Below are 20,489 nucleotides of genomic sequence, written 5' to 3' on the forward strand. Positions count from 1 at the left end.
TTGCGATCATACCTCAAACTGAGGTTGAAGGCAGGCGTCGTCGTCATCCCCCCGCGCAAGCGTTCCGTGCGTCCTGGTTGACAGGCGCGGCGGCCGGCGCCGCCGTCGATCGGGAGGCGATGTCATGCGCAGATTGACCGCAGCGGCGGCTTTGGTCGCGTCTTTGGGGCTCGCCGCGCCGGCGGCCGCGTTCACCCCAGGTCCTCCGTTCGTGCTCAAGGGGCCGCTCACCTTCGTGAAGGGCGCTATAAGCGTCCCGTGCGTCGTGGCGCTCGACGTCTCGCCGGGCGGTCCGCCGGGCGGCGGAGTGGTCACCGCGGCGCGGATCACCGGCGCGCCGATCTGCGCGACGGTCACGGCCGCCGGGCTGACCTGGGCGGCGACGGAGCTGTCGCTGACCTCGGTGCAGATCTCCAACATGGGCTTCGTCCTGGGCGTCCTCGGGCCGTGCGGACCGGCCAGTCCGATCGGGGCCTGGAGCAACACGCCGCCGGGAACCCTGTCGTTCTCCAGCGCCTCCATGGGCGGCGGCTGCGCGATCAGCGGGACCTTGTCGGCCGCGCCGCCGCAGACGACGCCGTAGGCCGCCGACCTGAGGTTCGCCGCTTGCCAAAATGCGCCCGCGCCTCTAACCCCTTGCGGCGCTTCGGCGCGGATGTGGCGGAACTGGTAGACGCACTGGATTTAGGTTCCAGCGCCGCGAGGCGTGGAGGTTCGAGTCCTCTCATCCGCACCACCTTGTCGCGGCGGGGTTTGGGCTTGGACCCGAGCGCCTGTCATGACATAAGAGCGCTCTCTTGAGCGCCGCCCAGAGGACGGGTCCCCAAAGGACGGTCTTGCGGGCGGCGCCGATGTTTTATGGTCGAAGGCGGACGACAAGCGGGCGACGCGCCCGGGTCCGGAAAAATAAGAATGTCCATGCAGATCGTTGAAAAGTCTGGCGAAGGCCTGAGCCGCGTTTACGGCGTGACTGTCCCGGCCAAGGAGCTGGGCGAACGTCTGACCGCCCGCATCGCCGAGATCACCCCGCAACTGAACATCAAGGGCTTCCGTCCGGGCAAGGTGCCGGCCGCCCACGTCCGCCGCCTGTACGGCAAGTCGCTGATGGGCGAGGTCATCGAGCAGACCCTGAACGAGACCACCCAGAAGGTGCTCGACGACAACAAGCTGCGCCCCGCCGCCCAGCCGGACCTGAAGCCGGAATCGGACATGGAGAAGGTGATCGCGGGCGACGCGGACCTGACCTACGAGCTGGCCGTCGAGGTGATGCCCGAGTTCGAGCCGATCGACCCCAAGGGTCTGGAGCTGAAGCGCCCGGTCTATAAGCCGACCGAAGCCGAGGTCGACGAGGCCGTCGCTGAACTGGCCAAGCAGAACCGCACCTACGAGTCGCGCACCGGCAAGTCGGTGAAGGCCAAGACCGACGACATGGTCGTCATCGACTTCGTCGGCAAGATCGACGGCGAGGCCTTCGCCGGCGGCACGGCCGCCGACGCCGAGCTGGTGCTGGGCTCGGGGACCTTCATCCCCGGCTTCGAGGACCAGCTGGTCGGCGTGAAGGCGGGCGAGGCCAAGAACGTCGAAGTCACCTTCCCGGAAGACTATCAGGCCGAAAACCTGAAGGGTAAGCCGGCGGTGTTCGAAGTCACCGTCAAGGACGTCAAGGCTCCGGTCGACACCGCCGCCGACGACGAGTTCGCCAAGAAGCTCGGCCTGGAAGACCTGGCCGCGCTGAAGGAAGCCGTCCGCGGCCAGCTGGAAGGCAACTACGCCTCGACCTCGCGCTTCAAGCTGAAGCGCGCGCTGCTCGACATCCTCGACACCAAGCACGATTTCCCGCTGCCGCCGCGCATGGTCGACGCCGAGTTCGAGGTGATCTGGAGCCAGGTCCAGGCCGACAAGGAAGGCGGCGGCCTGCCGCCCGAGGACGCCGAGAAGAGCGAAGAGCAGCTCAAGACCGAGTACCGCAAGATCGCCGAGCGCCGCGTGCGCCTGGGTCTGGTGCTGGCCGAGCTTGGCCGCAAGCACGACGTGGTCGTCACCGACCAGGAGCTGCTGAACGCCATGCGCCAGGAGGCCATGCGCTACGGCCAGCAGGCCCAGCAGGTGTTCGACATGTTCCGCCAGAACCCCAACGCCCAGGCCCAGCTGCGCGCCCCGATCTACGAGGACAAGGTGGTCGATCTGGTGTTCGGCCTGGCCAAGGTCGAGGACGAAGAGGTCTCCAAGGACGATCTCCTGAAGGACGACGACCTGCCGGAAGGCTACGGCGAGTAATCGTCCCCTGGCGAACCCGCCTTGCAAGTCGCGAGGCGGGACGCGATATCAAAGCGACGACGGCGCGACTCGTAGCGGGTCGCGCCGTTTTTGCATCGAGAAGGGCCTGCTACCCCATGCGTGAATCTACGATGATGAATCTCGTCCCGATGGTGGTCGAGCAGTCGAGCCGGGGCGAGCGCGCCTTCGACATCTTCTCGCGTCTGCTGCGCGAGCGGATCATCTTTCTGAACGGCCCGATCGACGACGGCGTCTCGGCGCTGGTCTGCGCCCAGCTTCTCTTCCTGGAGTCCGAGAACCCCAAGAAGGAGATCGCGATGTACATCAACTCGCCGGGCGGCATCGTCACCTCCGGCCTCGCGATCTACGACACCATGCAGTACATCAAGAGCCCGGTCTCGACGGTGTGCATGGGCATGGCCGCGTCGATGGGCTCGTTCCTGCTGATGGCCGGCCAGGCCGGCCAGCGCATCGCCCTGCCGAACGCCCGCATCATGCTGCACCAGCCGTCGGGCGGCTTCCGCGGCCAGGCCTCGGATATCGAGCGCCACGCCGAGGACATCCTCAAGACCAAGCGCCGGCTGAACGAGCTTTACGCCAAGCACTGCAACCAGCCGCTGGAGGTGGTGGAGCGCACGCTCGACCGCGACCACTTCATGAGCGCCGAGGAATCCAAGGCCTGGGGCATCGTCGACCACGTCTACGAGACCCGCGAGGCCTCCGAGACCCCGGTGGCCTAAGGGCGGGACCGCGCGACGGCGAGGGCGACCAGTTCGTCTTCGCCGGCCTGTCCTTCCAGCTTGATGCGGTCGAAGTCGCCGGCGGCGTTGCGGATGTCCGCATAGAGGCCGGAAGGGTCTTCGTGAAAATGCAGAAAGGCGCGGCTCTTCACATAGAAGACGCCGCGCCTTCTTTCGATCAGGCCGGGCGTGTCGCGCAGCCGCGCCAGAATCGTTTCGAGCTGATCGAGCGCGGCGGGGCCTGCATGCTTCATGCGGCCGAGCTTACGGCTTGGCGGTGAAAACCCGGAAGCCCTTCTCGTCGGCGATGGCCAGCATCTCGCGGTCGCCGCCGGTGTCGCCATAGGCGGCGGCGAGGCGCACGTCGTCGCCGAAGACCGCTTTCAGGCGGGCGACCTTCTCCGGCCCCCGGCAGTTGGCGCCCTCGAAGCCGCCGGCGACGCGGTCGCGCTCGTCGAAGGCCAGGCGCGTGCCGATCAGGACGTCGGCCCCCAGGCCGCGGGCGAACGGCGCGACCAGGATCTCGGGGGAGGCGGTGACGATGACGCGGCGCGCGCCCTTGGCCCGCCAGCGCCGCCAGGTGGCCAGGGCGTCCGGGCGGAACAGGCCCTGGGCCGCCGATTCGGCGAAAGCCTTGGCCTGCTCCTCCAGCCGGGCGCGCGGCGCGCCCTTGAGGAACTCTCGCACCGCTGCGACCTTCAGTCGCCCCCGGTCGCGGTGGAGGAGATAGGCGAGGGCGGCCGGCGCCAGCCGCATCAGGCCCAGGGCGTAGCGCATGGGCCCGGCGCGCCAGGCGATGAACGCCATGAAGCTGTCGCGCACCGTCAACGTGCCGTCGAAGTCGAACGCCGCCAGCGCCTCGGGCCCGACAGGATCGTGCGCGACGGCGAGATGGGCGGCGGAGTTGTTGTGTTTTCTGGGTTTCCTGGGCATCGGCGTCGGGCGGCGTTCGATCATGATTCCGCGCGATTGATTAGACGGCGCTTGGCTTGAGCGCACACGGTTTCGTAAAAGACGCCGAACTTGCGGGCCCCGGACAGGTCCCCATGTAAGATAGGAACATGACGCGTTTGTGTGATGAGAAGCCCAAAAGCGTCGCTAAAGGTGCCATTGAAAGGCCTCGAAGGCTTGTGGTCCCCGACCGGATCGGGGAATGTCAAGGATTAGACAACTTACGGCGCGTATCCTGCATGGCCGGTCATCAGGGCGTCGGTGAGTTTGGCGGACCCCGGCTCTGGGCGCCGCTGGAGAGTGAGAAGCGACTATGACCAAAGCCGCGAGCGGCGACACCAAGAGCACTCTGTATTGCTCCTTCTGCGGAAAGAGCCAGCACGAGGTGCGCAAGCTCATCGCCGGCCCGACCGTGTTCATCTGCGATGAGTGCGTCGAACTGTGCATGGACATCATCCGCGAAGAGCACAAGATCGCCTTCGTGAAGTCCAAGGACGGCGTTCCCACGCCGCGCGAGATCCGTGAAGTCCTCGACGACTACGTGATCGGCCAGGACCACGCCAAGAAGGTGCTCTCGGTCGCGGTGCACAACCACTACAAGCGCCTCAACCACGCCCAGAAGAACAACGACGTCGAGCTGGCCAAGTCGAACATCCTGCTGGTCGGGCCGACCGGCGTCGGCAAGACGCTGCTGGCCCAGACCCTGGCGCGGATCATCGACGTGCCCTTCACCATGGCCGACGCCACCACCCTGACCGAAGCCGGTTACGTGGGCGAGGACGTCGAGAACATCGTGCTGAAGCTGCTGCAGGCCGCCGACTACAACGTCGAACGCGCCCAGCGCGGCATCGTCTATATCGACGAAGTCGACAAGATCAGCCGCAAGTCGGACAACCCCTCGATCACCCGCGACGTGTCGGGCGAGGGCGTGCAGCAGGCCCTGCTCAAGATCATGGAAGGCACCGTCGCCTCCGTGCCGCCGCAGGGCGGGCGCAAGCATCCGCAGCAGGAGTTCCTGCAGGTCGACACCACCAACATCCTGTTCATCTGCGGCGGCGCCTTCGCCGGGCTCGAGAAGATCATCTCGGCGCGCGGCCAGGGCAAGTCGATCGGCTTCGGGGCCAAGGTCACCGATCCCGAGGAGCGCCGCACCGGCGAGATCCTGCGCGGCGTCGAGCCGGACGACCTGCAACGCTTCGGCCTGATCCCCGAGTTCATCGGCCGCCTGCCGGTCGTGGCCACGCTCGAGGACCTCGACGAGAGCGCCCTGGTCAAGATCCTGACCGAGCCGAAGAACGCCCTGGTCAAGCAGTACCAGCGCCTGTTCGACATGGAGAACGTCGGCCTGACCTTCACCGACGACGCCCTGCACGCCGTCGCCCGCAAGGCCATCGCCCGCAAGACGGGCGCCCGCGGCCTGCGCTCGATCATGGAAGGCATCCTGCTGGAGACCATGTTCGAGCTGCCGACCTATCAGGGCGTTGAGGAGGTGGTGGTCAACGGCGAGGTCGTCGAAGGGCGCGCCCAGCCGCTGATCATCTACGCCGAGCGGCGTGGCGAGAAGGGCGCCTCGGCCTGATCCGTCGCGCCCCAGAGGCTGTAAAACGCGAAGGCGCGGACCCCGGTCCGCGCCTTTGTCTTGCGCCGGTCGTCAAGACCGAATTCGCGTTCAAGGTCAAGGCTCGGGCGCGGATTCCTGGGGAGCGTCGGGCGGTTGCGCTTGAATGCTCGTTCGAAGCGGCCACATAGTCATGACGAAAGCCCGCCGTATCGTTCGGCGGGGCAGGGGCCGGGAGACCGGCGCCTGGCGGCGCGGCGCCGCTCCAGGGCCGCGTTAGGAGAGTGAGAATGTCCGATATCCGTACGCTTCCGGTGTTGCCGCTCAGGGACATCGTGGTGTTTCCGCATATGGTCGTGCCGCTGTTCGTCGGCCGCGACAAATCCGTGCGCGCCCTCGAAGAGGTGATGCGCACCGACAAGCAGATCCTGCTCGCCACCCAGAAGAATTCCGCCGACGACGATCCCAAGCCGGACGCCATCTACGACGTCGGCGTGATCGCCACCGTCCTGCAGCTGCTCAAGCTGCCCGACGGCACGGTCAAGGTGCTGGTCGAGGGCAAGAGCCGCGCCGCCGTGGTCCGCTACACCGACCAGGCCGACTTCTACGAGGCCGAAGCCGCCGTCATCGAAGAGGACGCCGGTGGCCGCGAGGAGGCCGAGGCCCTGTCGCGCGCGACGGGCGAACAGTTCGAAAACTACGTCAAGCTCAACAAGAAGGTGCCGCCGGAAGCCCTGGCCTCGATCCCGCAGATCACCGATCCGGGCAAGCTGGCCGACTCCATCGCCGCGCACCTGTCGGTGAAGATCAGCGACAAGCAGGCCCTGCTCGAGATCTTCAACGTTGTGAAGCGCCTGGAGAAGGTCTTCGCCCTCATGGAAGGCGAGATCAGCGTCCTGCAGGTCGAGAAGAAGATCCGCTCGCGCGTCAAGCGCCAGATGGAGAAGACCCAGCGCGAGTACTATCTCAACGAGCAGATGAAGGCGATCCAGCGCGAGCTGGGCGAACAGGACGACCAGCGCGACGAGCTGCTCGAGCTGGAAAAGCGCATCAAGAAGACCAAGCTGTCGAAGGAAGCCCGCCAGAAGGCCGAGGCGGAGCTGAAGAAGCTGCGCAACATGAGCCCGATGTCGGCCGAGAGCACGGTCGTGCGCAACTACCTCGACTGGCTGTTGTCGATCCCGTGGGGCAAGGCCAAGACCAAGGCCATCGACCTGGTCGAGGCCGAGCGCATCCTCGACGAGGACCACTACGGCCTGGAGAAGGTCAAGGAACGCATCCTCGAATATCTGGCGGTGCAGTCGCGCACCGGCAGCCTGAAGGGCCCGATCCTCTGCCTGGTCGGCCCGCCAGGGGTCGGCAAGACCTCGCTGGGCCGTTCGATCGCCAAGGCGACGGCGCGTGAGTTCGTGCGCCTGTCCCTGGGCGGCGTGCGCGACGAGGCCGAAATTCGCGGCCACCGGCGGACCTATATCGGCTCGATGCCCGGCAAGATCATCCAGTCGATGAAGAAGGCCAAGACCACCAACGCCTTCTTCCTGCTCGACGAGATCGAGAAGATGGGCGCCGACTGGCGTGGGGACCCGTCCTCGGCCCTGCTCGAGGTGCTGGACCCGGCGCAGAACTCGACCTTCGCCGACCACTATCTCGAGGTCGACTACGACCTGTCGAACGTGATGTTCGTCACCACGGCCAACAGCCTGAACATGCCTCAGCCGCTGCTGGACCGCATGGAGATCATCCGCATCCCCGGCTACACCGAGGATGAGAAGGTCGAGATCGCCAAGCGCCACATCCTGCCCAAGCTGGCCAAGGACCACGGTCTGAAGGACGGCGAATGGATCGTCCCCGACCAGGCCATCCGCGACCTGATCCGCTACTACACCCGGGAGGCCGGCGTGCGGTCGCTGGAGCGGGAGCTGGGCAACCTGGCGCGCAAGACCGTCCGCGACCTCGGCCGCGAGAAGCTCGCCTCGATCACCGTCGACGACGTGCGGCTGGCCAAGTACGCCGGGGTGCGCCGGTTCCACTATGGCGAGACCGACGAGAAGGATCAGGTCGGCATCGTCACGGGCCTGGCCTGGACCGAGTTCGGCGGCGACATCCTGACCATCGAGGCCGTCAAGATGCCAGGCAAGGGACGCATGTCCATCACCGGCAACCTGAAGGATGTGATGAAGGAATCGATCTCGGCGGCGAACTCCTATGTCCGCGCCCGGTCGACCCACTTCGGGATCAAGCCGCCGGTGTTCGACAAGACCGACGTCCACGTGCACTTGCCGGAAGGCGCCACGCCCAAGGACGGCCCGTCGGCCGGCGTCGCCATGGCCATCGCCATGATCTCGGTGCTGACCGGCGTGCCGGTGAAGAAGGATGTCGCCATGACCGGCGAGATCACCCTTCGCGGCCGGGTGCTGGCCATCGGCGGCCTCAAGGAGAAGCTGCTGGCGGCGCTGCGTTCCGGCGTCAAGACGGTGCTGATCCCCGAGGAGAACGTCAAGGACCTGGCCGACGTTCCGGACAACGTGAAGGCCGGGCTGACGATCATTCCGATGGCGATGGTGGACGACGCGGTGGCTCACGCCCTGGCCGGGCCGCTGACGCCGGTGGAATGGACCGAGGACGCCGACGCGCCCCCGGCGCCGTCCTCGACCGCCGACGGCGAGGTCGATACGGTGATAACCCACTAGATCGGGCAACAATCGGTGGATAACTTGCGCGGCGCGGGGCTTTCCCGCGCCGCGTTTGTTTGACGCAACGCCTTATGGAAAGCCATAATCGAATCTTGGCGAGCGGCGCCGGTGAGAGATCGCCGCCGCCTCTCACAGGGTTGGGAGACAATACATGACCACCAAGGCCGAACTTGTGGCCGCGATCGCGGAAAAGGCTGGGCTGAACAAGACGCAAGCCAAGGACGCCCTGGAGGCGTTCCTGGATTCCGTCACGGCGTCGCTGAAGGCGGGCCAAGAAGTGCGTCTCGTCGGCTTCGGCAGCTTCCTGCCGGTCGAACGCGCTGCGGGCACCGCCCGCAACCCGCGCACGGGCGAGACCGTGTCGCGGCCGGCCTCCAAGACGGCTCGCTTCCGCGTGGGCGAAGGCCTGAAGACCGCGCTCAACTAAGCTCGATCTTCGATTGCGAAAGGGCGGACGCCGCTGGCGTCCGCCCTTTTCCATGCATAAATGGCGGCGACGCATCGGCGTCGCCCGGACGCGGCCCCGTTTCGGCCGGTCCCTGGCGGGCGGCTAGCTCAGTTGGTCAGAGCACCTGGTTTACACCCAGGGGGTCGGGGGTTCGAGCCCCTCGCCGCCCACCATCCTTCCTCCTCCCATTTCTCTCATCGCCGAAAGCGCTCGCACGGGCCTTGTTTCGCGCGACCAAAGTGATATCACTTTGATTGCATATATGGAGGGCGGAATGTCCGATCACCGGGTCATCAATCATTCGACCGAACGCGCGGCGGGCGGGCTCAACGGGTTCGCCGCCCTGTGGATCATCATCGCGATGGGCGTCGTATCGGGCCCGTTGCTGTTCATGGGGCCGGGCGGCGCGATAGGCGGGGCCGCGCTGCTGGTGCTGGCGGCCCTCGGCCTGGGCGGTTTCTACATGCTGCAGCCCAACGAGGCCGTCGCGATCACCCTGTTCGGCGCCTACAAGGGGACGGACCGGCGCACGGGCCTGCGCTGGGTGCCGTTCTGGTACGGCCGCAGGAAGATCTCGGTGCGGGTGCGCAACGTCACCAGCGAGACGCTGAAGGTCAACGACAAGCGCGGCAACCCGATCGAAATCGCGGCCAACGTGGTGTGGCGGGTGGCCGACACCGCCCAGGCCCTGTTCGATGTCGACGACTACCAGACCTTCATCAACATCCAGATCGAGACCGGCCTGCGCGAGATCGCCTCGCAGTACGCCTACGACCACGGCGACGAGCACGAGCCGACCCTGCGCGCCGACGCCGAGGTGGTCGGCGCCAAGCTGCGCGAGGACCTGGGCGGGCGCGTCGCCATCGCCGGCCTGGCGGTCGACGAGGCCCACCTGATGCATCTGGCCTACGCGCCCGAGATCGCCGGCGCGATGCTCAAGCGCCAGCAGGCCGAGGCGGTGCTGGCCGCCCGACGCAAGATCGTGCTGGGCGCGGTGGGCATGGTCGAGAATGCGCTCCAGCAGCTCAACGAGCGCGGCGTGGTTCAGCTCGACGAGGAGCGCAAGGCGGCGATGGTCTCCAACCTGCTGGTGGTCCTGTGCGCCGACCGCGAGGCCCAGCCCGTGCTGAACACCGGCACGCTTTACGGCTGATCCGTGGCCAGTCCGGGAAAGCGCGCGTTCCTGATCCGGGTGCGGCCCGAGGTGCTCCAGGCCGTGGAGCGCCTCGCGGCCGCCGAATTGCGCAGCGTCAACGCCCAGGTCGAAATGCTGCTGCGCGAGGCCCTGACGCGTCGTGGCGTCGGAACGCCGACGGGCGATTCCGAGGCCCCGACCGAGGACTGACGCGGCCGGGGAGGGCGCGCCGAACCCCGCCGCAGGCCTATGGCCTGCGGGGCGCGCGCAGGCGAACCCGCGAAAGCGAGGCGGTGATGCGCATTCTTCAGTTTAAAGAGAATGGCGCGAGTGACGGGGCTCGAACCCGCGACCTCCGGCGTGACAGGCCGGCGCTCTAACCAACTGAGCTACACCCGCTTCGGCCGAAGCAGTTCGCTCCGGCGTCGTGAGGGGCGTCTGATATGCGGGGGGGCGGGACGTGTCAACCGCCAAGATCGAAAACCTGTGGATAGGCGTCCGGCGCCTCGAACAGGCGGTTCGCGCCGTGGGGCGGGGTGGTGAGATCGTGCGGGACCGGCCGGATTTCGCCCAATGATTTCGAATATTTGCGAGTGAATCTCAACTGGTGGCGGGTCAACGAACGCCGCTCTTGCAAAAGACGTCCGCCGAGGTTTGAACCCCCCGCCGCCTTGGTCTACAACGCGCCCGAATCTCGCCTTGAGGCTTCCATGAACGCCTTCCTCCTGCAGTACCTCCCCATCGTGATCTTTTTCGGGATCGCGACGGTTCTGGGGGTCGCCTTCATCCTCGCCGCCGCGGTGCTCGCGCCCAAGGCGCCCGACCCCGAGAAGCTGTCGGCGTACGAATGCGGCTTCAACGCCTTCGACGACGCGCGCATGAAGTTCGACGTGCGCTTCTATCTGGTGTCGATCCTGTTCATCATCTTCGACCTGGAGGTGGCGTTCCTGTTCCCCTGGGCGACGTCGCTGATGAAGCTGCCGCACGAGGCCCAGGTCTTCGCGTTCTGGTCGATGATGGCCTTCCTCGGCGTGCTGACCGTCGGCTTCATCTATGAGTGGAAGAAGGGAGCCCTGGAATGGGAGTGATCGTTCCCCCTAAGGCTCCGGCGCTGTCCGCCGGCCGCACGACGGTCGAGGGCTATGACCCCAAGCTGCACGACCCGTTCTTCGACGGCGTCACCGACCAGTTGGCCGACAAGGGCTTCGTCACCGCCGCCGCCGACGACCTGATCACCTGGGCCCGCACCGGCTCGCTGATGTGGATGACCTTCGGTCTGGCCTGCTGCGCGGTCGAGATGATGCAGGCGTCGATGCCGCGCTACGACCTGGAGCGCTACGGCTTCGCGCCGCGCGCCAGCCCGCGCCAGTCGGACGTGATGATCGTCGCCGGCACGCTGACCAACAAGATGGCTCCGGCCCTGCGCAAGGTCTACGACCAGATGCCGGAGCCGCGCTACGTCATCTCGATGGGCTCGTGCGCCAACGGCGGCGGCTATTATTACTTCAGCTACTCCGTGGTGCGCGGCTGCGACCGCATCGTGCCGGTCGACATCTACGTGCCCGGCTGTCCGCCGACCGCCGAGGCGCTGGTCTACGGCGTGCTGCAGCTGCAGAAGAAGATTCGCCGGACCGGGACGATCGAACGATGAAATGGGCCGTGTCTAACGAGGCGCTCGACGCGCTGGGCCAGCACATCGTCGCCGTCTGCGGCGGCGACGTCGTCGACTACAAGGTCGCCTATGGCGAGCTGACCGTGAACGCCCGCGCGGCGCGCATCGTCGAGGTGCTGGTCCGCCTGCGCGACGACGCCGACTGCCAGTTCCAGCAGCTGGTCGATCTGGCCGGCTGCGACTATCCGCAGCGTCCGCTCCGCTTCGACGTGGTCTATCACCTGCTGTCGCTGACCAAGAACCATCGCGTGCGGGTCAAGGTGCAGACCGACGAGGACACCGCCGTGCCGTCGGCCGTGCCGGCCTATCCGGTCGCCGACTGGTTCGAGCGCGAAGCCTTCGACATGTACGGCGTCTTCTTCTCGGGCCACCCGGACCTGCGCCGCATCCTGACCGACTATGGCTTCCACGGTCACCCGATGCGCAAGGACTTCCCGATGACGGGCTATGTCGAGGTCCGCTACGACGACGAGATCAAGCGGGTCGTCTACGAGCCGGTGAAGTCCGTCGAGTTCCGTAACTGGGACTTCCTGTCCCCCTGGGAGGGCGCCGAATACGTCCTGCCGGGCGACGAAAAGACCAAGGAGGGCGGCCAATGACCGGAACCAACGCCCCCGCTCAGGCGACCGATTACTTCCACGACGAAGTTCCGGTTCCCGGCTCCGAAGAGACCAAGGTCCGCAAGTTCAACATCAACTTCGGCCCGCAACACCCGGCCGCGCACGGCGTGCTGCGCCTAGTGCTCGAACTCGACGGCGAGATCGTCGAGCGCGTCGATCCGCATATCGGCCTGCTGCACCGCGGCACCGAGAAGCTGATGGAAGGGCGGCCTTACACCCAGAACACGCCCTATTTCGACCGTCTCGACTACGTCGCGCCGATGAACCAGGAGCACGCCTTCGTGCTGGCCATCGAGAAGATGCTCGAGGTCGAGGTGCCGGTCCGGGGCCAGCTGATCCGCGTGCTCTACAGCGAGATCGGCCGCATCCTGAACCACCTGCTCAACGTCACCACCCAGGCGATGGACGTCGGCGCGCTGACCCCGCCGCTGTGGGGTTTCGAAGAGCGCGAGAAGCTGATGATCTTCTACGAGCGCGCTTCGGGCGCTCGCATGCACGCCAACTACTTCCGCCCCGGCGGCGTGCGCCAGGACCTGCCGCCGGCCCTGGTCGCCGATATCGGCGACTGGTGCGCCCAGTTCCCCAAGGTGCTCGACGACATCGAGGGCCTGATCACTGACAACCGCATCTTCAAGCAGCGCAACGTCGACATCGGCGTGGTGTCCAAGGAAGAGGCGCTGGCCTGGGGCTTCTCGGGCGTGATGGTGCGCGGCTCCGGCATCGCCTGGGACCTGCGCCGCAACCAGCCCTACGAATGCTACGACGAGCTGGAGTTCGACATCCCGCTCGGCGTCAACGGCGACTGCTATGACCGTTACCTCTGCCGCGTCGAGGAGATGCGCCAGTCGGTGCGGATCATGCAGCAGTGCGTCGAGCGCCTGCGGAAGACGCCCGGCCTGGTGCTGTCCGACGACCACAAGGTTTCGCCGCCCCGTCGCGGCGAGATGAAGCAGTCGATGGAAGCGCTGATCCACCACTTCAAGCTCTACACCGAAGGCTTCCACGTCCCCGAGGGCGAGGTCTACGCCTGCGTCGAGGCCCCCAAGGGCGAGTTCGGCGTATTCTTGGTCGCCGACGGCGGCAACAAGCCCTACCGCTGCAAGATCCGCGCGCCGGGCTTCCCGCATCTGGCCGCCATGGACTGGATGAACCGCGGCCACATGCTGGCGGACGTCTCCGCCATCCTGGGCTCGCTCGATATCGTGTTCGGAGAGATCGACCGGTGAGCGTCCGTCGCCTCGCAAAAGAGCAACCCGCCAGCTTCGCCTTCAGCAAGGACACCCTGAAGAAGGCCGAGTGGTGGATCGCCAAGTATCCGGCCGACCGCCGCCAGTCGGCGGTGATCCCGATCCTGTGGCTGGTGCAGAAGCAGGAAGGCTGGGTCTCCGAGCCGGCGCTGAACGCCATCGCCGAGCTGCTCGGCATGCCGGTGATCCGCGTGTTCGAGGTCGCCACCTTCTACACCATGTTCCAGCTGGAGCCGGTCGGCAAGGTCGCCCTGGTGCAGCTGTGCGGCACCACGCCGTGCATGCTGCGCGGCGCCAACGACCTGAAGACGGTGCTGGAGGCCAAGATCGGCCCCAAGAACCATCTCTCGGCCGACGGCAAGTTCTCGTGGGAAGAGGTCGAATGCCTGGGCGCGTGCTGCAACGCGCCGATGGCGGCGATCAACGACTACTATTACGAGGACCTGACGCCGGAGAGCCTGGGCCGGATTCTCGACGACTTCGCCGCCGGCAAGGCCCCCCAGCCGGGCTCGTACGAGGGCCGCAAGTCCTCCGAGCCCAAGGACGCGGTCCACACCCTGACCGATCCCAAGCTCTATGACGGCTCCGCCGCCAAGAAGATCAAGCTGCCCAATGCTCCGGCCAAGGCGAAGGCCAAGAAGGAGCCGGCCGCCTGATGGCCGACGCCCTGCTCGACATTCCTGGCCAGCGCCGGCGGCTGATGGCGATGTTCGCCGTCTGCGTCGTCGCCTTCGTCGTGGCCGCGGCCGCGATGGTCGGTCACGCCGTCTTCCATTTCCGCTGGATGCTGCCGGTGGTGATCGTGGCCGTGCTGTCGGGCTTTGGCGCGCAGGCCTGGTTCATCCTGGGCTGGATGAAGGCCTCCAAGGCCGGAGGCCCCCGATGAGCGAACCGGTCCGCCGCGCCGTCGACGCCCGCGAGCTGCGGGGCGTGGCGCCGATCGCCCGCGGCGTGGGCCTTTTCGGCTGCATGGCCGGGGCGCTGCTGCTGGCCTACGCCAGTCGAACGCCGGCCGGCGTCCATTCTCCGCTAGGCTATTCGGCGCTGGCCGTCGTCGCCGTCAGTTGGGCGATTTTCGCCTATGTCATCGTGCGGCGGACGCGGTATGCCCGCGCCCGCGCCCTGAACCCCGAGTCCTGAAGCATGGTCGGCATTCTCGAAGACAAGGACCGCATCTTCACCAACCTCTACGGCCTCCAGGACTGGCGGCTCGAGGGCGCGAAGAAGCGTGGCGCGTGGAACGCGACCAAGGACATGCTCGACTGCGGGCGCGACTGGGTCATCGACCAGGTCAAGAACTCGGGCCTGCGCGGCCGGGGCGGCGCCGGTTTCGGCACCGGCCTGAAGTGGTCGTTCATGCCCAAGGAAGTGAAGGACCGTCCTCACTACCTGGTGGTCAACGCCGACGAGTCCGAGCCGGGCACCTGCAAGGACCGGGAGATCATGCGGCATGACCCGCACCTCCTGATCGAAGGCTGCCTGATCGCCTCGTTCGCGATGCAGGCCCACGCCTGCTACATCTACATCCGCGGCGAATACGTCCGCGAGCGCGAGATCCTCGAGGAAGCCATCAAGGAGGCCTACGAGGCCAAGCTGGTCGGCAAGAACAACGTCCACGGCTGGGACTTCGACATCTACGTCCATCACGGCGCCGGGGCCTATATCTGCGGCGAAGAGACGGCGCTGCTCGAAAGCCTCGAAGGCAAGAAGGGCCAGCCCCGTCTGAAGCCGCCGTTCCCGGCCGGCGCGGGCCTGTACGGCTGCCCGACCACGGTCAACAACGTCGAGTCGATCGCCGTCGTGGGAACCATCCTGCGCCGCGGAGCCGAGTGGTTCGCGGGCTTCGGCCGGCCGAACAACACCGGCACCAAGCTGTTCTGCGTCAGCGGCCACGTGAACCTGCCGTGCAACGTCGAAGAGGCGATGAGCATCCCGTTCCGCCAGCTGATCGAAGATCACTGCGGCGGCATCAAGGGCGGCTGGGGCAATCTGAAGGCGGTCATTCCGGGCGGCTCGTCCGTGCCGATGATCCCGGCCGAGCAGTGCGAAGATCTGCCGATGGACTTCGACGCCCTGCGCAACCTCAAGTCCGGCCTCGGCACCGCCGCCGTCATCGTCATGGACAAGTCGACTGACCTGGTCCGGGCGATCGCGCGGATCAGCTACTTCTACAAGCATGAGAGCTGCGGCCAGTGCACGCCGTGCCGCGAAGGCACCGGCTGGATGTGGCGGGTGATGGAGCGCATGGCGCGAGGGGAGGCCGATCCGAAGGAGATCGACACCCTGCTGGACGTCACCACCCAGGTCGAAGGCCACACCATCTGCGCGCTGGGCGACGCCGCCGCCTGGCCGATCCAAGGTCTGTTCCGCCACTTCCGCCACGAGGTCGAGGAACGTATCGCCAACTATCGCTCTGGCCGCCCGCACGTGCAGGGCGCCTCGCTGATCGCGGCGGAGTAACGACATGCCCAAAGCCAAGGTCAACGGCGTCGAGGTCGAGTTCGAACCCGGCATGACGGTTCTGCAGGTCGCGGAGCTGGCCGGCGAGGAGATCCCGCGCTTCTGCTATCACGAGCGGCTGTCGATCGCCGGCAACTGCCGCATGTGCCTGGTCGAGGTGAAGCCCGGTCCGCCGAAGCCCCAGGCTTCGTGCGCGTTGCCGGCCGCCGAGAACCAGGAGATCTTCACCAACACGCCGATGGTGAAGAAGGCCCGCGAAGGGGTGATGGAGTTCCTGCTCATCAACCACCCGCTGGACTGCCCGATCTGCGACCAGGGCGGCGAGTGCGACCTGCAGGACCAGGCCATGGGCTATGGCCGCGACGGTTCTCGTTATGAGGAGAACAAGCGCGCGGTCGAAGAGAAGTACATGGGGCCGTTGATCAAGACGGTCATGACCCGCTGCATCCAATGCACCCGTTGCGTGCGCTTCATCACCGAAGTGGCCGGCGTGCCGGACATCGGTCTGATCAGCCGCGGCGAAGACGTTGAGATCACGACCTATCTGGACAAGGCGGTCGGCTCCGAGCTGTCGGCCAACGTCATCGACCTGTGCCCCGTCGGCGCCCTGACCTCGAAGCCCTACGCCTTCAACGCCCGTCCGTGGGAGTTGAAGAAGACCGAGAGCGTCGACGTCATGGACGCGCTCGGCTCGGCGATCCGCGTCGACGCCCGCGCCAACGAAGTGATGCGCGTGCTGCCGCGCATCAACGACGACATCAACGAGGAATGGATCTCGGACAAGACGCGCTACGCCTGCGACGGCCTGCTGCGTCAGCGTCTGGACCGGCCCTATATCCGCGAAGCCGGCAAGCTGCGCGCCGCGACCTGGGCCGAGGCGTTCGCCGCCGTGGCCGCCAAGGTCAAGGCCGCCAAGCCCGAGCGCATCGGCGTCATCGCCGGCGACGTGCAGGACGCGGAATCGATGAAGGCCGCGCTCGACCTGTTCGGCGGCCTGGGCGTGACCAGCCTCGACTGCCGCCAGGACGGCGCCCAGGTCGGCGGCGGGCAACGCGAAGCCTATCTGTTCAACACCACCATCGCCGGCCTGGACCAGGCCGACGCCATCCTGCTGGTCGGCTGCAACCCGCGCCTGGAAGCGCCGGTGCTCAACGCGCGCCTGCGCAAGGCCTGGATTTCCGGCCGCGCCCAGATCGGCGTGATCGGCGAGCGCGTCGACCTGACCTACGACTACGAGCACCTGGGCGCCGGCCCGGCCTCGCTGAAGACCCTGGTCAAGGCCAAGAGCGGCTTCGCCAAGGTGCTCAAGGACGCCAAGAACCCGGTGATCATCGTCGGCGGCGGCGCTCTCGCCCGTGAGGACGGCTCGGCGGTGCTGGCCATGGCGGCCGGGGCGGCCAAGACCTTCGGCGCGGTGCGCGAGGACTGGAACGGCTTCAACGTGCTGCACACGGCCGCGAGCCGCGTGGGCGGTCTCGATCTCGGCTTCCTGCCGGGCGAGGGCGGCCTGTCGGCCAGGCAGATGGTCGCCAAGGGCGCGCTCGACGTGCTGTTCCTGCTCGGCGCCGACGAGGCCGACCTGTCGCAGACCGACGCTTTCGTCGTCTATCTGGGCACGCATGGCGACGCCGGCGCGCACCGCGCCGACGTGATTCTGCCGGGCGCGGCCTATACCGAAAAGAACGGCCTTTACGTCAACACCGAGGGCCGGGTTCAGATGGCCTCGCGCGCGGTGTTCCCGAAGGGCGAGGCGCGCGAAGACTGGGCGATCCTGCGGGCGCTGTCCGAGCGCCTGGGCGCCAAGCTGCCCTATGACAGCCTGGACCAGCTGCGCGCCAAGCTGTTCGCCGATCATCCGAGCTTCGGCCAGATCGACTACGCGCCCGGCGCGGCGACGGCGGCTGGCTTCGACCTGGGCGCGGTGGGCGGCAAGGGCGAGGCGGACGACGCCGTCTTCGGGCCGGCGATCAAGGACTTCTATCTGACCAATCCGATCGCGCGGGCCAGCGTGACGATGGCGGAATGCTCCGCCGTCGCCGCTCAGTCGCGCGCCAAGCTGGTCGCGGCGGAGTAGGGCGGTGCAGGGGAACGCTGTGAACTTTTGGGGCACGCCCGGCGGCTGGGCGCTGATCACCGTCGGCCAGGTGCTGCTGGTGATGGTCGGCGTGCTGATCTCGCTCGCCTTCCTGCTGTGGGGCGACCGCAAGATCTGGGCCGGCGTGCAGATGCGCAAGGGCCCGAACGTGGTCGGGCCGTTCGGCCTGTTTCAGTCCTTCGCCGACTTCATCAAGTTCGTCCTGAAAGAGATCACCGTGCCGTCGGGCGCCGACAAGTCGGTGTTCCTGCTGGCCCCGGTGATCAGCTTCGTGCTGGCCTTCGCCGCCTGGGCGGTGATCCCGTTCGGGCCGGGCTGGGCGGTGTCGAACATCAATGTCGGCGTCCTCTACCTGTTCGCCATCTCATCGCTCGGCGTCTACGGCATCATCATGGGCGGCTGGGCTTCGAACTCGAAGTACCCGTTCCTTGGCGGCCTGCGCTCGGCGGCGCAGATGGTTTCGTACGAAGTCTCGCTCGGCTTCATCATCATCACGGTGATCCTGCTGGTCGGTTCGATGAACCTGCAGACCATCGTCGAGCATCAGGCCGGCGGCTTCTGGAACTGGAACGTTTTCGGCGGCGGCCTCAAGAACCTGCCCATGGCCATCGTCATGATCCCGATGATGGTGATGTTCTTCGTCTCGGCCCTGGCCGAGACCAACCGCCCGCCCTTCGACCTGCCCGAGGCCGAATCCGAACTGGTCGCCGGCTATCAGGTCGAGTACTCCTCGACCCCCTACCTGCTGTTCATGATCGGCGAATATTCCAACATCGTGCTGATGTGCGGGATGATCACCATCCTGTTCTTCGGCGGCTGGCAGGCGCCGTTCCCGACGCCGTTCACCGCCTCCTGGGCGCCCTGGGCGCTCGGCCTGTTCGGCCTTGCCTGGTTCGCCATCAAGATCGTCTTCTGGTTCTTCATGTTCGCCATGGTGAAGGCCATCGTCCCCCGGTACCGCTACGACCAGTTGATGCGCCTGGGCTGGAAAGTGTTCCTGCCCACCTCGCTGGTCGCCGTGGTCGTCGTCGCCGCCTGGCGCGTATTCGGCCCGGCCGCTTAAGGAGCGCAAATGTCTTTCGCTGCTCGCATCAGCCAAGCCGCCAGGGGCGCGGCCTTGATGGACTTCACCGGGGCCTTCGGCTTGGCGATGAAGCACATGCTGCGCCCCAAGAAGACCGTGCTCTATCCCAACGAGCGCGGTCCCCAGTCGCCGCGCTTCCGCGGCGAGCACGCCCTGCGCCGCTATCCGAACGGCGAGGAGCGCTGCATCGCCTGCAAGCTGTGCGAGGCGGTCTGCCCGGCCCAGGCCATCACCATCGAGGCCGAACCGCGCGCCGACGGCTCGCGCCGGACGACCCGCTACGACATCGACATGGTCAAGTGCATCTACTGCGGTCTGTGCCAGGAGGCCTGCCCGGTCGACGCCATCGTCGAAGGCCCGAACACCGAGTTCGCGGTCGAGACGCGCGAAGAGCTTTATTACGACAAGCAACGCCTGCTCGATAACGGTGATCGTTGGGAGCGGGAGATCGCGAAGAACCTGGAACTCGACGCGCCCTACCGATAAGAGACGGGCGCGATTCCGAGGGGCCGGCGGCGCAGTCGCCATCAAGGGCTCCTCTTGTGTGTGAATGAGGAGCGTGAGCGGCCGATGGGCTTGCAGGCGATCGCCTTCTATCTGCTGGCGGCTGTGACTTTGGGGGCGGGGTTCCTCGTGGTCACGGCGCGGAACCCCGTGCACTCGGTGCTGTTCCTAATCCTGGCCTTCTTTACGGCGGCCGGACTGTTCGTGCTTCTCGGCGCGGAATTCCTCGCGATGCTGCTCGTCGTCGTCTACGTCGGCGCGGTCGCGGTGCTGTTCCTGTTCGTCGTGATGATGCTGGACGTCGACTTCTCGGCCTTGCGGGCGGGCTTCGCCCGCTACCTGCCGATAGGTCTGGTCGTCGGCGGCGTCCTGGCTGTCGAGATGGTCCTGGTGGCCGTCACCGTGGCGCTGAAGGGCGCGGCGGCCGCGCACGACGCGCCGCTGGTCCCCAGCCACGAGGTCACCAACGCCGAGGCCATCGGGCGGGTGCTCTACACCGACTACGTCTATTTCTTCCAGGCCGCGGGCCTGGTCCTGCTGGTGGCCATGATCGGCGCGATCGTGCTGACCCTGCGCCACAAGCCGGGCGTCAAGCGCCAGGACATCGCCAAGCAGGTGGCGCGTACGCCCAAGACCGGCATGAAGCTCGTCCAGATCCAGAGCGGCCAAGGCGTCCGGGAAGAGGGGATTTCCGAATGACCATCGGCCTTCCGCATTATCTCGCGGTGGCGGCGATCCTGTTCACCATCGGCGTGTTCGGGATCATCATGAACCGCAAGAACATCATCATCATCCTGATGTCGGTCGAACTGATCCTGCTCGCCGTCAACATCAACCTGGTGGCGTTCTCGGTCTACCTGCACGACGTGGTCGGCCAGATCTACGCCATGTTCGTACTGACCGTCGCCGCGGCCGAGGCCGCGGTCGGCCTGGCGATCCTCGTCACGTTCTTCCGCAACCGCGGCGACATCGCCGTGGACGACGCGTCGATGATGAAGGGCTGAC

Annotated in this window: 24 protein-coding genes and 3 tRNA genes; 23 read left to right on the top strand and 4 right to left on the bottom strand. The window is 66.7% G+C overall.

Going from position 1 to position 20,489, the window contains the following annotated elements; translation table 11 throughout:
- Positions 1 to 124 precede the first annotated feature (124 nt).
- From C5708_RS00855 to C5708_RS00870, 4 genes are all read left to right on the top strand, one after another.
- Positions 125 to 583 carry a hypothetical protein gene (locus tag C5708_RS00855; protein WP_242916819.1) on the top strand — a complete coding sequence of 153 codons (459 nt, stop codon included), beginning with the start codon at positions 125 to 127 and terminating at the stop codon, positions 581 to 583.
- Between the two features lie 68 nt (positions 584 to 651).
- Positions 652 to 736, top strand: a tRNA-Leu gene (locus C5708_RS00860).
- 182 nt (positions 737 to 918) lie between these two features.
- On the top strand, positions 919 to 2,277 hold the full coding sequence (tig, locus tag C5708_RS00865) for a trigger factor (protein ID WP_278253685.1): 1,359 nt from the start codon (positions 919 to 921) through the stop codon (positions 2,275 to 2,277).
- Positions 2,278 to 2,393: 116 nt separating this feature from the next.
- Positions 2,394 to 3,017, top strand: coding sequence for an ATP-dependent Clp protease proteolytic subunit (locus C5708_RS00870; RefSeq protein WP_242916823.1), 624 nt, complete (start codon positions 2,394 to 2,396; stop codon positions 3,015 to 3,017).
- On the opposite strand, the gene C5708_RS00875 is transcribed toward C5708_RS00870, so the two are convergent.
- Positions 3,014 to 3,271, bottom strand: a complete 258-nt coding sequence (locus tag C5708_RS00875) for a hypothetical protein (RefSeq protein ID WP_242916825.1) — start codon at positions 3,269 to 3,271, stop codon at positions 3,014 to 3,016. The two genes, C5708_RS00870 and C5708_RS00875, sit on opposite strands and share 4 nt — an antisense overlap.
- 10 nt (positions 3,272 to 3,281) lie before the next feature.
- Positions 3,282 to 3,974, bottom strand: coding sequence for an HAD-IB family hydrolase (locus C5708_RS00880; protein WP_242916827.1), 693 nt, complete (start codon positions 3,972 to 3,974; stop codon positions 3,282 to 3,284).
- Positions 3,975 to 4,281: 307 nt separating this feature from the next.
- Here C5708_RS00880 and clpX point away from each other — a divergent pair, with 307 nt between their 5' ends.
- The 6 genes from clpX (at position 4,282) to C5708_RS00910 (ending at position 10,012) form a co-directional block, all read left to right on the top strand.
- Positions 4,282 to 5,547: an ATP-dependent protease ATP-binding subunit ClpX gene (gene clpX, locus C5708_RS00885; protein ID WP_242916829.1), complete on the top strand. Its 1,266-nt coding sequence runs from the start codon at positions 4,282 to 4,284 to the stop codon at positions 5,545 to 5,547.
- Positions 5,548 to 5,816: 269 nt separating this feature from the next.
- Positions 5,817 to 8,216: an endopeptidase La gene (gene lon / locus C5708_RS00890; RefSeq protein WP_242916831.1), complete on the top strand. Its 2,400-nt coding sequence runs from the start codon at positions 5,817 to 5,819 to the stop codon at positions 8,214 to 8,216.
- Between the two features lie 154 nt (positions 8,217 to 8,370).
- Positions 8,371 to 8,646 (top strand): HU family DNA-binding protein, encoded by a 276-nt coding sequence (locus tag C5708_RS00895; protein ID WP_242916833.1) that lies wholly within the window; start codon positions 8,371 to 8,373, stop codon positions 8,644 to 8,646.
- 117 nt (positions 8,647 to 8,763) lie between these two features.
- A tRNA-Val gene (locus tag C5708_RS00900) sits at positions 8,764 to 8,840 on the top strand.
- A 101-nt stretch (positions 8,841 to 8,941) separates the two neighbouring features.
- Positions 8,942 to 9,820 carry an SPFH domain-containing protein gene (locus C5708_RS00905; RefSeq protein ID WP_242916835.1) on the top strand — a complete coding sequence of 293 codons (879 nt, stop codon included), beginning with the start codon at positions 8,942 to 8,944 and terminating at the stop codon, positions 9,818 to 9,820.
- Between the two features lie 3 nt (positions 9,821 to 9,823).
- Positions 9,824 to 10,012 carry a hypothetical protein gene (locus C5708_RS00910; RefSeq protein WP_242916837.1) on the top strand — a complete coding sequence of 63 codons (189 nt, stop codon included), beginning with the start codon at positions 9,824 to 9,826 and terminating at the stop codon, positions 10,010 to 10,012.
- A gap of 112 nt (positions 10,013 to 10,124) precedes the next feature.
- On the opposite strand, the gene C5708_RS00915 is transcribed toward C5708_RS00910, so the two are convergent.
- Together C5708_RS00915 and C5708_RS00920 are read right to left on the bottom strand one after the other, a co-directional pair.
- A tRNA-Asp gene (locus tag C5708_RS00915) sits at positions 10,125 to 10,201 on the bottom strand.
- A 64-nt stretch (positions 10,202 to 10,265) separates the two neighbouring features.
- The gene (locus tag C5708_RS00920) at positions 10,266 to 10,421 is read right to left on the bottom strand and encodes a hypothetical protein (protein WP_242916839.1); all 156 of its coding nucleotides are present in this window, start codon (positions 10,419 to 10,421) and stop codon (positions 10,266 to 10,268) included.
- A 91-nt stretch (positions 10,422 to 10,512) separates the two neighbouring features.
- Between C5708_RS00920 and C5708_RS00925 the strand changes: the two genes are divergently transcribed.
- The 13 genes from C5708_RS00925 (at position 10,513) to nuoK (ending at position 20,488) form a co-directional block, all read left to right on the top strand.
- The gene (locus C5708_RS00925; protein ID WP_242916840.1) at positions 10,513 to 10,890 is read left to right on the top strand and encodes an NADH-quinone oxidoreductase subunit A; all 378 of its coding nucleotides are present in this window, start codon (positions 10,513 to 10,515) and stop codon (positions 10,888 to 10,890) included.
- On the top strand, positions 10,860 to 11,453 hold the full coding sequence (locus C5708_RS00930; protein WP_242916842.1) for an NADH-quinone oxidoreductase subunit B: 594 nt from the start codon (positions 10,860 to 10,862) through the stop codon (positions 11,451 to 11,453). Before C5708_RS00925 ends, C5708_RS00930 begins: the two co-directional genes overlap by 31 nt.
- Positions 11,450 to 12,073 (top strand): NADH-quinone oxidoreductase subunit C, encoded by a 624-nt coding sequence (locus C5708_RS00935; RefSeq protein WP_242916844.1) that lies wholly within the window; start codon positions 11,450 to 11,452, stop codon positions 12,071 to 12,073. The genes C5708_RS00930 and C5708_RS00935 overlap by 4 nt, the downstream gene beginning before the upstream one ends.
- A complete protein-coding gene (locus C5708_RS00940) occupies positions 12,070 to 13,320 on the top strand; it encodes an NADH-quinone oxidoreductase subunit D (protein ID WP_242916845.1) in 1,251 nt (416 codons plus the stop codon). The genes C5708_RS00935 and C5708_RS00940 overlap by 4 nt, the downstream gene beginning before the upstream one ends.
- Complete coding sequence (nuoE, locus tag C5708_RS00945) at positions 13,317 to 13,997, top strand: NADH-quinone oxidoreductase subunit NuoE (RefSeq protein ID WP_242916847.1); 681 nt, start codon at positions 13,317 to 13,319, stop codon at positions 13,995 to 13,997. Before C5708_RS00940 ends, nuoE begins: the two co-directional genes overlap by 4 nt.
- The gene (locus C5708_RS00950; RefSeq protein ID WP_242916849.1) at positions 13,997 to 14,227 is read left to right on the top strand and encodes a hypothetical protein; all 231 of its coding nucleotides are present in this window, start codon (positions 13,997 to 13,999) and stop codon (positions 14,225 to 14,227) included. Before nuoE ends, C5708_RS00950 begins: the two co-directional genes overlap by 1 nt.
- Positions 14,224 to 14,481 (top strand): hypothetical protein, encoded by a 258-nt coding sequence (locus C5708_RS00955; protein WP_242916851.1) that lies wholly within the window; start codon positions 14,224 to 14,226, stop codon positions 14,479 to 14,481. Before C5708_RS00950 ends, C5708_RS00955 begins: the two co-directional genes overlap by 4 nt.
- 3 nt (positions 14,482 to 14,484) lie before the next feature.
- Positions 14,485 to 15,801, top strand: coding sequence for an NADH-quinone oxidoreductase subunit NuoF (nuoF, locus tag C5708_RS00960; protein WP_242916853.1), 1,317 nt, complete (start codon positions 14,485 to 14,487; stop codon positions 15,799 to 15,801).
- 4 nt (positions 15,802 to 15,805) lie between these two features.
- On the top strand, positions 15,806 to 17,875 hold the full coding sequence (nuoG, locus tag C5708_RS00965) for an NADH-quinone oxidoreductase subunit NuoG (protein WP_242916854.1): 2,070 nt from the start codon (positions 15,806 to 15,808) through the stop codon (positions 17,873 to 17,875).
- A 19-nt stretch (positions 17,876 to 17,894) separates the two neighbouring features.
- A complete protein-coding gene (nuoH, locus tag C5708_RS00970; RefSeq protein ID WP_347566994.1) occupies positions 17,895 to 18,959 on the top strand; it encodes an NADH-quinone oxidoreductase subunit NuoH in 1,065 nt (354 codons plus the stop codon).
- Positions 18,960 to 18,968: 9 nt separating this feature from the next.
- Positions 18,969 to 19,466, top strand: coding sequence for an NADH-quinone oxidoreductase subunit NuoI (nuoI, locus tag C5708_RS00975; RefSeq protein ID WP_242916861.1), 498 nt, complete (start codon positions 18,969 to 18,971; stop codon positions 19,464 to 19,466).
- Between the two features lie 84 nt (positions 19,467 to 19,550).
- Complete coding sequence (locus C5708_RS00980) at positions 19,551 to 20,183, top strand: NADH-quinone oxidoreductase subunit J (RefSeq protein WP_242916862.1); 633 nt, start codon at positions 19,551 to 19,553, stop codon at positions 20,181 to 20,183.
- The gene (nuoK, locus tag C5708_RS00985) at positions 20,180 to 20,488 is read left to right on the top strand and encodes an NADH-quinone oxidoreductase subunit NuoK (protein ID WP_242916864.1); all 309 of its coding nucleotides are present in this window, start codon (positions 20,180 to 20,182) and stop codon (positions 20,486 to 20,488) included. Before C5708_RS00980 ends, nuoK begins: the two co-directional genes overlap by 4 nt.
- The last annotated feature ends 1 nt before the right edge of the window (position 20,489 follow it).

Source organism: Caulobacter sp. CCUG 60055 (assembly GCF_022750545.1).
Taxonomy (GTDB): Bacteria; Pseudomonadota; Alphaproteobacteria; order Caulobacterales; family Caulobacteraceae; genus PUIC01.

Coding starts and splice junctions, on each gene's coding strand:
- C5708_RS00855 (WP_242916819.1), top strand. CDS start 125: ATGCGCAGATTGACCGCAGCGGCGGCTTTGGTCGCGTCTTTGGGGCTC.
- tig (WP_278253685.1), top strand. CDS start 919: ATGCAGATCGTTGAAAAGTCTGGCGAAGGCCTGAGCCGCGTTTACGGC.
- C5708_RS00870 (WP_242916823.1), top strand. CDS start 2,394: ATGCGTGAATCTACGATGATGAATCTCGTCCCGATGGTGGTCGAGCAG.
- C5708_RS00875 (WP_242916825.1), bottom strand. CDS start 3,271: ATGAAGCATGCAGGCCCCGCCGCGCTCGATCAGCTCGAAACGATTCTG.
- C5708_RS00880 (WP_242916827.1), bottom strand. CDS start 3,974: ATGATCGAACGCCGCCCGACGCCGATGCCCAGGAAACCCAGAAAACAC.
- clpX (WP_242916829.1), top strand. CDS start 4,282: ATGACCAAAGCCGCGAGCGGCGACACCAAGAGCACTCTGTATTGCTCC.
- lon (WP_242916831.1), top strand. CDS start 5,817: ATGTCCGATATCCGTACGCTTCCGGTGTTGCCGCTCAGGGACATCGTG.
- C5708_RS00895 (WP_242916833.1), top strand. CDS start 8,371: ATGACCACCAAGGCCGAACTTGTGGCCGCGATCGCGGAAAAGGCTGGG.
- C5708_RS00905 (WP_242916835.1), top strand. CDS start 8,942: ATGTCCGATCACCGGGTCATCAATCATTCGACCGAACGCGCGGCGGGC.
- C5708_RS00925 (WP_242916840.1), top strand. CDS start 10,513: ATGAACGCCTTCCTCCTGCAGTACCTCCCCATCGTGATCTTTTTCGGG.
- C5708_RS00935 (WP_242916844.1), top strand. CDS start 11,450: ATGAAATGGGCCGTGTCTAACGAGGCGCTCGACGCGCTGGGCCAGCAC.
- C5708_RS00940 (WP_242916845.1), top strand. CDS start 12,070: ATGACCGGAACCAACGCCCCCGCTCAGGCGACCGATTACTTCCACGAC.
- C5708_RS00950 (WP_242916849.1), top strand. CDS start 13,997: ATGGCCGACGCCCTGCTCGACATTCCTGGCCAGCGCCGGCGGCTGATG.
- C5708_RS00955 (WP_242916851.1), top strand. CDS start 14,224: ATGAGCGAACCGGTCCGCCGCGCCGTCGACGCCCGCGAGCTGCGGGGC.
- nuoF (WP_242916853.1), top strand. CDS start 14,485: ATGGTCGGCATTCTCGAAGACAAGGACCGCATCTTCACCAACCTCTAC.
- nuoG (WP_242916854.1), top strand. CDS start 15,806: ATGCCCAAAGCCAAGGTCAACGGCGTCGAGGTCGAGTTCGAACCCGGC.
- nuoI (WP_242916861.1), top strand. CDS start 18,969: ATGTCTTTCGCTGCTCGCATCAGCCAAGCCGCCAGGGGCGCGGCCTTG.
- C5708_RS00980 (WP_242916862.1), top strand. CDS start 19,551: ATGGGCTTGCAGGCGATCGCCTTCTATCTGCTGGCGGCTGTGACTTTG.
- nuoK (WP_242916864.1), top strand. CDS start 20,180: ATGACCATCGGCCTTCCGCATTATCTCGCGGTGGCGGCGATCCTGTTC.